At 50.0% G+C, this 12329-nt stretch carries 5 protein-coding genes; all 5 read right to left on the reverse strand.

From position 1 onward, the window contains the following. The 5 genes from BS29_RS13945 to BS29_RS13965 all read right to left on the reverse strand — a co-directional run bounded on the left by BS29_RS13945 (window position 1) and on the right by BS29_RS13965 (window position 12236). Entirely contained in the window at window positions 1-2175 is a 2175-nt protein-coding gene (locus tag BS29_RS13945) for a heparinase II/III domain-containing protein (protein WP_229954246.1), read from the reverse strand. Further along, window positions 2172-4421, reverse strand: coding sequence for a polysaccharide lyase 6 family protein (locus BS29_RS13950; protein ID WP_229954247.1), 2250 nt, complete (start codon window positions 4419-4421; stop codon window positions 2172-2174). The genes BS29_RS13945 and BS29_RS13950 overlap by 4 nt, the downstream gene beginning before the upstream one ends. A 366-nt stretch (window positions 4422-4787) precedes the next feature. Beyond that, window positions 4788-7916 carry a TonB-dependent receptor gene (locus tag BS29_RS13955; protein WP_229954248.1) on the reverse strand — a complete coding sequence of 1043 codons (3129 nt, stop codon included), beginning with the start codon at window positions 7914-7916 and terminating at the stop codon, window positions 4788-4790. 305 nt (window positions 7917-8221) lie between these two features. Then, window positions 8222-8962: a FadR/GntR family transcriptional regulator gene (locus BS29_RS13960; RefSeq protein ID WP_229954249.1), complete on the reverse strand. Its 741-nt coding sequence runs from the start codon at window positions 8960-8962 to the stop codon at window positions 8222-8224. Window positions 8963-9110: 148 nt separating this feature from the next. After that, window positions 9111-12236 (reverse strand): TonB-dependent receptor, encoded by a 3126-nt coding sequence (locus BS29_RS13965; protein ID WP_229954250.1) that lies wholly within the window; start codon window positions 12234-12236, stop codon window positions 9111-9113. Between the last annotated feature and the right edge of the window lie 93 nt (window positions 12237-12329).

A 12329-nucleotide genomic window follows, 5' to 3' on the forward strand; every position in this document is an offset into this window, starting at 1 on the left:
TCACTCTCCCCCCAAACGAAGATGGGCAGCAAAGCCCGTCCAGCTGATTGTCTGACCATCTATCGCGGCCGTATGTTTTTTGTTTTTGTCTTGATCGTAGGAAATGGCGAGTACCGACTTCGCGCCAGCCAGCGTTTCGATCAGCAATAAATCCGCTCCGCCATGACGAACATGCTGGATCGTCTTGACCTGACTATCGCTTGCGGTCGTACGCTCTGCGGCCCCGTCATAGCGTCCGTGCGCTTCGAGAATACTCGCAAACACGATATCCTTGCCACTCGTCACGCGTTGAACGAGCATTTGCTCACGGCGCAAGTTAAAGTCCGGATCATTGGCACCGCTCTCTGCCAGAATCGTCTCGCTGCCCACTTGGGGTACCCATCGCGCGGTGTAAAAGCGGTCGTCTTTAATCCAGGTGACAAAGCCATTGTCAGCGCTGGTTGGCTTGCCCGTGCCATCAACCCAGATATGTTGGTAGCCGTTGCTCTCGCCTAAAACCGGACGACCCGCCACATTGGATTTCACATCAAACCCGACCCGCATGATATGCCCATTATAATGGAGCGGGAGGTCATATGCATAATCACCCTCGGCATCCACACGCATAATATCGGCCACGAGCGGTTGCCCTAGACCTTCGACGTCTAGCAATGCCAAGGTTCGCGTAAATTCAACCCCAGGATAGGCACCGGTCATTTTGGCGGTGCTGATCTGACTTCCCATTTCATTGGTGAAATAGAGCTGCTCCGGCGCAAGTTTATCGGCGGCCCTTCTGTCGCCGTTGAAATGGCTTTTCTCATCCACGACCAGGCTATTATGCGCGATGCTCTGCTTCGCCCAGCTTTCATTTTCAGGCAGATAACGGCCGCCCTGCTTGGCTTCGATATTCAGGAAACGGGCGGCACCATAATCGCTGACGATCTCATAGCCATTGTCATAATATTGCCAGCTCAGTTTATCGAAATGGCCATGGCCCATGCCCTGTGAGCTGTTCTTCGCAACCAGAGCCTGTCCGGTCATGCCATCGCCCTTGCGCATGATCGCAACCGCACCTTGTTTGCCTTCTGGCCCATCGGAGAGCAGCAGCGATTGAAACGAGAACGGGCTGGCCTTGCCAGCGGCCAAGTCATTGGCGACCATCATACCGTCATCGGTAAGCACCGTGCGCCCCTGCCACTGCGCGATCGACAAAAGTCCGGGATCGCGTGTTTTACTATAGGCCACGGCAACGCCATGATAGAGCTCGTCTGTTTTCAGACTCTTGTCCCGGATCGCATCGTTGAACGGGAAAAAATAACCATCATAGGTCAGCTGGATCGTGGTGCGCAGGGCCTTAAGCAATATCCCATTGCGATGTTCGAAAATCTTTCGCGAAGGATCGTTTTTCTCAATCGCCCCGGCGAATACAATGAAGGGTTTAAGCGCGAAGCGCTGGTAATAAGGGCCTTCGGTATAATAGCCGTCGGGCGAAAACAGTAACTCACTCTGCCGCAGAAACCCTGTCTTGCCGCTTTTGTCCAGTCCAAGAAGAGCGACATCGACCAATTCCTTGTCGCCCAGGACATAGCCCGTCATTCCTACGCCGGCTGTCGCCCAGGTGGCGTGGTTGTGTATCTTATTAAATGTAACCGCTGAACCAGTGGACAGGAACGCCGCTGCCTTGCGAAAGACATTGTCATCAATATTTTTGCGATCGGCTTCTGACAGGCTGTCGCGAATAGCTTCATAGCCCTGGATGCTGTCGACCATCCACATCGCATCGTTCAGTACCTGCCAGAAAATCCGGCCCGAGCTTTGGCTATTTTTGCGTGCTGGATGTTCACCCAGTGTCGGATAGAGGTCTGCATAGGCAAGCAATATATCGCGCACATAGTCGGCATATTTCTGCTCGCCGGTGAGCTTGTAGAGCTGGCCGCCTTGATAGATTATTTTGAAATTTTGCTTGTGCTGTTCGTGCGTATAACCGCCGCCGGGGTCTTTGGGGATGGGGACGACGACCCCAGCCTCCATCATCTGATCAACAAATGACCGCGAACGATCCAACTCTTTTTGAAACAATGGTGCATATTGTTGCACCGCCGCCGCAGAACTGTTCAGAGAATATTCGATCGGTCCAGCAATCGCGGCAGAAGAGGCAACACCACACATTGCGACCGCTAGGAGCTTGCTCTTCATGGCTTTGCAGCGCCTTCAAATTTATTACCGGACAGCGTAGCGCGATGCGCGCCCTCATAATTTAACTCCTCAAGTATCGGTTCCCGCATATTCTGCGCCATGTTGCCCGATATCCGGGTTTGCGGCCTGCCAACCGTGTGAACGACTTTGATCGGAGCGGCATCGAGGAAATTATTGTCGCGAATATCGCTATACTGGACACCGTGAAGGACCATGGAAGCGCTCGAGATATTGTTCTTGCTGCGTCCGACATTCATGAAATTGGAATCGGTCAGTGAAAAATGCGGCCCGAATGTGCTTTCGTCCCGGCCACCACGATAGATGTTGAAAACTTCGCCGCCAATATCTTTAAAATTGGAACCGGATATCTCGATATATTCGGCATTATACTGCCCATAATCCTCGGTTTCCGCAGCAGCCTGCAAAATCGAACCCGAAATATTGGAAAAATTGCTGTTTTTTATGCTCACACGGTCGGCAAATGAGCTTTTGCCCAATGTGATGACATGAAAAGACCGGTTCACGTCCAGATTGGTTACATTGACGCCGTCGAAATCGATCAGAAAGTTTGACTGGATCGGAAAAATCGTCGTGCGGATGACAGCATTGCCAACGGAATCCGGTGCCATATCGCCGTCAATGGTAAGGTTGGTCAGACGCAAACTTCCACCCTGCTTGATCTCAATTAGCGATGGCCGGGCAAAACTGATCCTTGCGATACTATCCTTTGGACCCTGAATGGAAATGACCCTGTCCAGTGGCAGAACCTTGTTCACCAGATAGTCGCCCGTACTCAGGATCAGGCTATCGCCATCAGCGGCGGCTGCAAAGGCATCTGTCAAACTATCTTCACCAGGCGCTACTGAAATGGTCTTTCCCGTTCCGAAGCGTTCGCCAGCCGACGGTTTCGGATACCATTTTACACCAACCTGATCGCGCGTAATGGGCTTCAGGTCACGAGATGCGCCTGCATTCGACCCTTCAGGATAGAGCAGACCATTGGCTGCACGTTCGAGAGCTATGTCGGTTTCCGATATGCCTGCAACTGGCTTTTCGATCTTGCCTTTGGTCAATATGTTGTTCGCAAAAGCAATGCCGCTGATATCGTCTTGTATTTTGACGAATGTCCCAGCGCCTGTGCCGCCCAGCAGGTTATTCTTGAAACGGCTATTTACTGGCGCGGCGGAGCGCTCTGTGTCGGCGCCGGCATTAAAAGTAATGCGGCCACTGTCGACGACTGTATTATTTTCGACAATCGCATTGTCGACCTGAACATAACGATTGACCGGAGAATTGGGTACACCGTTCATCACGGTCAGCGCGCTGGCAAAACCCGTGCCGCGCAGGCCTTCCATATAGTTGTTGCGTACCGTCTGGTTGCGATTGATCACCCGGATCCCGCCGGTATGATCTTTGCCATTACCGAGAAAGACGCTGTTCTCGACCAGATTGCCATCGCCATGGCGAAGCGTCAGCGTTCCGCTTGATTCAAAAAACACATTGCCGCGGAAAATGTTATTCCCCGCCTTGGATGAAATAATCTCCACTTCGCCATCACAGCGGTCGAAATAGTTATTCTCCACCGTCGTATGAGAATTGAACATCGAATATTTACTTGTACCGATGCGCAAAGTTTCGCCACCGTTCGATCCCAGCACCGGCCGGGGACCGAAATAGTTGTGATCGATGCGGTGGTAATTCTCCTGACTCTGTGTGGAATCGAGCCGCACAGCGAAAGTCACACCCTTGTTGGTTTTGCCGACAAGATGGTTGTGATCGAAGCGATTATGCTTGCCATACAGGCCGACCCAATAATCGCTCTCATAGCGATCTGGTTTGCTGAAATGGTCGATGACCACATTGGTAACGCGGCTATGGGAGGCCAAATCCTTCTTGGAGCGCCGAAAAGAAATTACTTCGCCGGTCGGGCTATAGCCATTTTTGAAAACCAGCCCGGCCACAACCATATATTTGCCGCCGATCCGAAGGTTGGACTCGCCGGAAAGGATAACCTTGCCCACGCTTTGCGGACGCAAGGTAATTGGCTTTTTCTTGGTTCCGGCGCCCGAGAATTTGATCTCGAAATCTTTCCAGACACCGTCGGCCAGGACAATTGTGTCGCCTGCCTTCAGCTGCTTCTCGGCGGTGAAATAGTCTTTCTGGGTTTTTACGAAATATGTTTCAGCAGCAGCCGGAAATGCGACTGCGGAACATATTGCTACAAACAGGCCGAGCCTGACGATCATCCCCGGAAATCCTCTCTTTATCTATCATTGGCGTATCTGGCACATATTAAATTGTCAACCAATTTATATTACCAAATTGACATACCAATTTATTAGCCTCATTTGGACGACCATAGCCTTGGACCAAAATGGCGCAGCAGGTTCAAGCTCCCGCTGCGCCATTCCCCCATTTGGAGTTCTGGAAATTGGCGATTAGCTAGTTTCCAATCACTCTCTCAACTCTTCCTCTAGAAACTCAAGGTAGCGCCAAAAGTGATTCTGCGGGCCGACTAGATGGTTAATCCAAATCCGTGAGGCAAAGACTGACCAATTTTATTTTCCGCTTTAGATCGGCAGCTCACGCCACCGATCTAAACGACATTTTCTCTAGTAAGTGAAGCTAACCCCAAATTGAATTCTGCGATCGGTGATACCTTCGTAGCACAACAACGCACCATCATTTACACAAGATATATTCTGACTAGACTTGGTCAGATTAGTTCCCTCTACACCAACGTTGATCTGGTCAGTAATTGCATAATTTACGCTAGCGTTTAGCTGACCTCTAGATTCAACAGCGCCCCGGAAGCCAAGAGGCTCAAACACGTTACCCGTACCAGGCAGATCGTCCGTTCTAAACGTGTCACGCCACGTGTAACGTACCCGCGCTGATATACCGTATTTCTCGTAAAATGCTGTCACGTTATAAGCGTGCTTAGACAGGTTCAGCAAAGTAGCCGTTTCACGCTGCACAGGATTTACGTCAGGATCAAAACCTTGTCCCGCAAAGATTGCTTGAGCCCGGGAGCCAGCAATATCGGTGAAACCGGAATTATTACTTTCGGTTTGGTATGTGTAATTGGCCACGATACCCAAACCAGAGAGAAATCCAAAGCTGCCAAGCCTATCTTCCCAATCACTTAAGTTATATTGGAAAGCGACCTCAATGCCTTGTTGAGTGGTTGTCCCATTTGAATTGAATGGGGCTTCAAGTCCAACACAGACACCTGTCTCGCCATTACCGAAAATACCTGCTTCTGTCAGTGGAGAGAAAATCCCGCCGCCTTCGCATATCGGACCGACAGTGTCGCGCGTGTTAGGCGCAATAACGCCTGGATCGCCCGGACCGCCCGGCTCATCAACGTTAACTCCAAACAGCCCGTCACGTTCCTTGCGGAAATAGCCTATGCTAAAGACAGCTTCAGGCGCAAAATACCAGCTTGCGGACACATCAAATGAGGTAATCTCTTCCGGTCGCAAATCTGGGTTACCAGCTTCGGCGTTACTGTTCACTTGACCTGCATCCGGAAGTTCTAGCGCAGATGATATGTTCACAAAGCCAGGCCGATTGATTTCCTGAGAATAAGACGCCCGCAAGGTAATGTCATCTGTTACATCAAAGGCGAGGTTCACGCGCGGCAAAAAGTGACTGTAACCGCTTTCAATCGTATTCAAGGTTGGATCACCAGCGCCCAACACATTGGCTGTCGAAGATATAGAGGTGTCAACCCAGCGTAGACCCGCATTCCCGCGGAACCTTCTGTCTTCAGTTTCAAAATTGACCTGACCGTAAATAGCATGCGTCTCTTCTTCAATATCGAAGAAGTCACCTGCAATCGAGGTCAGCTCTGAAGTGAAGATGGGTCCGAGGCCCTGGGCCGCAGCGGCCGCATTGATCGCCGCTACTGTATCTTCCGGATTGGCGCCATTGTTCGGATCTAAGTGCAACACGCCCGAAACGAACAAATCGCTACCCGTGCCATCCCCAAAGTTATTAGGAATCTCCGCGAGGAGGTCCGAAATGCCCCCTGCGTTCAAACTGCCAGCCAATGAGCTTGAACCGCTACGAGACGCTTGCCTGTTGTCCCTGAGGGTCGTGCGATTACTATAACGATAGCCAGCATCAACTGAGCTAATAAAGCCTATCGCGTCAGTAAAATCGTAAGAGGCGTCAAATCGAAATGCGTTTTCCTCATTTTCCTGAATATTAGCGGAATATGTAGGAGTGCCATCAAGCACATAATTGCTTCCATCCAGCAACTGAGCTGCTGTTGGTGCAAATGGGTCGGCAAAATTAATACCGAAGGAAATGCCATCCCTCAGGTCGAATATGATCGGGATGCCATTTTCGTCCCGAAAGCTAGTACCAGCATCGTTATTTGGAGCAATGTCCGAGTTCGGATTGATAAAGTTGAGGGTTGAAGACAGGTTTGGATTGACCGTGTCTGCGGATACCCTAGAGAATTCGGCAGCTATACTTAGCCGGTCACTTTCCCACTCAGCTCCAGCTATGAAAACATCGCTTGTGGTCAAACGCGAACCATTGTCGCTGGATACGCGCATGAATGGCGCACCGCGTGCGTTTCTAAAGTCAGCGTCGGTAGCAAAATCCGATCTCTGTTGCGGCGTAAAAGTACCTGCTGTGACGGCCAGAATACTGCCAAGATCTTGACCTATGGCGTCGCGTCCCAAATTGAACGTCGCAAAATCTGTGAAGTTAATATTGCCACCATTGGTTCTATCGCTTGCGCCGTTCAACCGACTAACGTTAGAAAACTGTACTCTCGAACCGGACAACCGTCGCGTTTGATCCGTATAAATATAGTCGGCATAAAGCTTCAGATTATCGGTAACCTGACCTTCAACAGAGGCAGCGATGTTAATTGTTTCGAAATTCTGAGTCTCTTGAACCTGATTCAAGAACTGAACCCCGAGAAATCCTGGCGCTCCAGCCGGACACGAGGTCGGCGGAGTTGCACCTGTACAGTCTGTCAGATTATCACGATCAAGACGCGGGCGGAAAGCGGTGTTGGCTGATTCGGTGTAACTACCGCTCAAAACAAACCCAAATTCTCGTCCGTCGGAAGTTTCCCATTTTTTACCAATCGCGCCTGAAATTCTTGGCTTCAAGCCGTCAGATGAAAGACTGCTGTCTTCAAGTTGCCCGCGCAGGCTTATGAGAGTCTCAGATAGATCAAGCGGGCGAATGGTTTTCAGATTAACCGTACCACCAACGGAACCTTCAATGTGCTTCGCTTCAGGCGCCTTGATAACTTCTACACCCGCGATGATTGACGGATTCAAATCTTCAAAGTTAATACCGCCGCGTCCATTACCCGCGCCAACAGTGGTTACACCATTAATTTCGAGCCGGTTACTATCCGTACCCCGGATTTGAACACCGGTGCCAACGCCGTTTTCGCGTGTGATCTGAACACCCGTGATGTTTTCCAGAACCTCCGCGAGGTTTTGGTCGGGAAGCTTGCCAATATCCTCAGCCTTAATGACTTCGATAAGACTGTCTGCTTCGCGTTTTTCGTTAAGCGCGCTTGCGAGAGAACTGCGAATGCCGGAGACGATAATAACGTCTTCATCCGCATCGACCGTTTCATTGACCTCATTGTCCTGCGCATAAGCTGGTGAAGCCACTGCTGCTAATGCTGAACCGGCCAAAAGTGCTTTGGCCAGACTTACGCGCGCGCCTTTCGTGCGCGCAGAAATACCTACTTTATTCATCGAATCCCCTCCCAAGTGATTTTGTTATTTGCCTGAAGACTGACTTTGCGGTGTAGATATGTCAACCTTTAATGCACACCTATCATTGTATAATTGTCATACCAATTATGCAGACCTAATAAAAAGCTTGGTTTAGAAATGCTTAGCAAGACTGAATTTGGAAAGAGTCCGATCCCAGTGGAAAGACAATTACTCTGTGTAACTTTTATGCAACAGCGCCAGCGAGGCCATGAATCAGCACACGACTTTGATCGTCCGAAGACGAACGCTCAGCTGGCTATTACCAATAAACGGAAATTAGTTCGTTACCCCATCCGGGCGACATCAAGAAAGCGTTCGCGGCTTTCGAGTGCACGCTGTTGCACTTCACGCAAAGCTTCCTGCTCTGTCACGTCCAGCATCGAGCCTATCAGACGTAAAAAATGTTCACGCATTGCGCGTCGTGCGGCTTCCGGATTACGGGCTTTCAATGCATCAAGAATCGCCTGATGCTCTGTAGCACGGGCGGTCGCATCCTCCTCGCAAACCGCGTCATAGCTGTGTTTAACCTCGGGAAGTTCCTCGCGCATGCGCCACAGCGACTCGATGGCATGAACCATGGCTCCATTACCTGATGACCGTGCGATCATCGCATGGAATTCGCGATCAGCGGCCAGCGACGTTTCTTCATCGCTATTGCCCATTGTCTCAATCAAATCGTCAAGTTTTTCAAGATTTTCATCGGAAATAATCTTTGCAGCCAAAGCCGCGGCCTCTGCCTCAATAAGGGAACGCGCCTCGGTGACTTCAAAGGCACTAACTTCCGGAAGCTGGCCAGGCTGGCGCGGCTGCTCCTCGCTAACATATACTCCAGAGCCGGTCTTAATCTCGATATGCCCAATGGCCTGAAGAGCGATCTCGGCTTCGCGAATGGTGACACGGCTGACATCAAAGCGCTCAGCCAGTTCACGTTCGCCGGGTAGGCGGGTTCCTGGCGGAAAAACTCCTTCATCAATCAGTTGCCTGATTTGTTCTGCAACGCGGTGATAAAGTCTCTGTTCAGCCATATGCTCGTGAACTCCATTCCAACTAATTGCGACCACTTACTCTACTGTTTAGCTCAAACCTCTATAAATTGTCGACCGATTTGGTCTGTCAAAATTGAGTATATTGGTGCGACCGATACAAACCCAGTCGCACCAACCTCTGTTGGACCTAAAATTTGAATTGAACGCCAGCGAAATAGCGTGGTCCATAAACCTGGATTGCTCCGAAATCATCCGGTGCACCCCGGAAATTGGTCCGCGGCTCGTTGAACAAGTTAATGCCTTCGATCGTAAACTTCACATTGTTATTCAATTTGAAGGATGCGCGGGCCTCGAAAACGCTAACATCGTCAACGTAACGGACGCGGCCCGGCGTCGATACGAACTGTTGGAAGTAGTTGCTGCGATATTTGTAGACGCCCTGGAAATCGAACGGACCGATTTCATAATAGGCCTGCGCCGACAAAACATGCTTAGAGAAACCAAACAAGTTCGAAGGAACGATCAATCCGTTATTAGTGCTTGTCGTACTATCATCATTCAGCGACGTTATCGCACCCAACGTGTCGTCCTCAAACTCAAAATTGGAGTCCGCATAGTTATAGCTAATCTTGAAGCCAAGACCATCAAGCGGCTTGGGCAGCCAACTTAACCGATGTGCGGCTGTCACCTCGACACCATATATTGTGCTGCTATCTTCATTGGTGTTGACTGAGCTCACAAGCAGACTTCGATCCACTCCATTAATATTGAAGTTTTCGAAGAAACCGTTCACTTCAAATCCGCCATCAAAGCTCTTGTAATAAGCATTAACTGCCAGGATCGTGTCTTCATTTGGGTACCATTCGACACCTGCATCTATATTCCATGAAAGCAACGGATTAGTAGCCGGGTTGCCGGTGGCAGTAATAGTATCAATGCCATTTGCTATTGCCTCTTCAGCGGTAACAAAGTCATCGTTGTTCAAATTGAATATTCGACCATCGCCAAGACTAGAGGGATCAGGCCGCGACAGCGAACGATAAACCGCAAAACGTCCTTGAAGATCGGGCCGGAACTCCGCAATTAGGTTAAGGCTCGGCAGGAATTCTGTGTAAGAGCTCTTCGTCTGACGAGGAACTAGGTTGCCGCTCTGACTCAGCGTAAAGTCACCTGAGACCGGATCGGCCTCAACCACAAGACCAGCTTGAAATCCTCTAGAAATCACGTCCGTGCCGACCACACGCAAACCAACATTACCTCGAACGGGTAAATTACCCCAATCAGTCTCGAAATTCGCTTGACCGTATAAAGCCCAACTACGCTCTGTCACATCAGTATTTTGGATCGAATCAAAATCACCGGTAGGGAAGATAGGAACACCATCTTCATCAAATTCCAGACCCGATGGATCTTCACGCTCCAAAACCTGCGCGATGCATAGTGCATCGAAGGTAGCGAACGTGTTGGACGTACTGATCACATTGCCGTCCAAGTCAATATTGGTAATCAATGGATTGCCGCCAGAAACTGAGGATAGGAATCCAGTTTCGGGAAAGCTCGTACGACATTCTTGATTTGCCACCGCCAGCGCACCTGTACTGTCGGTGTCGTTATAGTTATTTTGAAACCGGCTGGCTCCCGAAGCGCCGGGCACGTCTCTATACCTAAGTTGCTGATACCGGGCACCAGCCTGCAATGATGAGAAAAAACCCTCCATTTCATATTCGACATCCCCGCGGAACGCCCACACGCTATTGAAACGATCCTGCTCCAGATCAGCGCGCAGCCGCGGATCATTAGCAAACAGGCTATGGTCAGTTACATCAAAATTCTGGGTAATGAAGTTCAATGCCTGCGAGCCATTCTGCCTAATCAGAGTAGCCGTTTCTACCCTATCATCTTCGCCGTTTGTTCTACCAGCATTCGGGACGTCATTGCTTTCAAAAGCTTCCGGAAAAAACGGATTGCCGTCTCCATCCGTATTTCCGAAGATTGATTCCCCATCTTCGGTCCGGAAGCGGATCTGCACCGCTTCTTCGACGCGCTGTGTTCTCGAATAGGAAACATCAAGTGAGATCTTAACCCGGTCGGTGACCTGAGCATCAAGCGATAGCCCGCCGCCATAATATTCTTCATCACGTTCGAGATATTCACTGACAGCTTCAATACGCTGCTCGTTGGTGAACTGCCGTAAAGCGCCAGTTTCAGTGAAAATAAGCGGGAGATCGATACGATTTGGATCACCCGGACCATCGATACGGCGACCTTCCGCGAAGTTCAAATCGCTGCGCTGTTCGCGGAAAAGGCGTTTTGAATATTGGAAGTCGGCATTGATATCGACATCGGGACTGGGTTTGAACTGAATTGCACCAAAAAATGAATCGCGCTCATCATCGGTAATGTTAGATCGGAATGAATAGCTGTTCCGTGCGATCACAAAATCTTCTGTCACACTACCATCGCGCAAACCGTTCACTGTATCCGCATTTGTATCACAATTATCGGTATCAAAAATACCTTGGTCGGAATCTGTCGGATCAATCACACAGGCCCGGATTGTGTTAGAGACATTTGCCTCCTGCTCAGGATTGGACGTTTTGTTACGAGAATAGCCGAGCGAGATGCCAAGCTCTGCATCACCCAGCTGGAACTGGTCAATATAGCTGGCTGTTGCACGATAACCGAATTTCTGAAACCGCTGGTCTGCATCGATATCAAGATTGTCGGGATTGATATTGAGCTTGAAATTACCTTGAAAGCGCCGCTTGCTATAATCCAGCGGCCGGACGGTTTCGAGAGCAATCTGGCCGGCCACGCCGCCTTCGATGTAACTGGCGGCCTGGGTCTTGTAGATCCCGATTTTATTGAACAGCTCGGAAGGGAATTGGCTAAAGTTGACGGAACGATCCCCGCTGCCATTTGATGCGATACGACCGTTAATCACGGTAGAACCCAGAAACGGCCCAAGACCACGAATCGAAATTTCGGTCGCGCCGCCTTGCTCGCGGTGTGAACCTGCGCCGGTTAGGGTTTCTAACGCCTCACCGATCGAAAGCGCCGGGATATCGCCTATCTCCTCAGCCGAAAGGGCATCGAAGACTTCCGTGGATATGCGCTTTTCTTCAATCGAATTTTGGATAGTTCCGCGAATACCCGATACGACGATAACATTTTCATCATCAGTACTTGCTTCAGAACTCTGCTCTTGCGCCTGAACAGGCATTGTCAATGCCGCCGTTGCGCAACCAGCTAGCAATATTTTTGTGATTGATGAGCGACGCTGCAATTGCGCGTCTGCATTCTTCCGAAGCATCCTCTTTCTCCCTGCATTTGTTTTTATGCAACGGAAAATGGACACTGAAAACCACTATGTCAACCTTTTATGCATTCCAATAACAAATAGTTG

Source organism: Parasphingorhabdus litoris DSM 22379 (assembly GCF_020906275.1).
GTDB classification, from domain to species: Bacteria; Pseudomonadota; Alphaproteobacteria; order Sphingomonadales; family Sphingomonadaceae; genus Parasphingorhabdus; species Parasphingorhabdus litoris.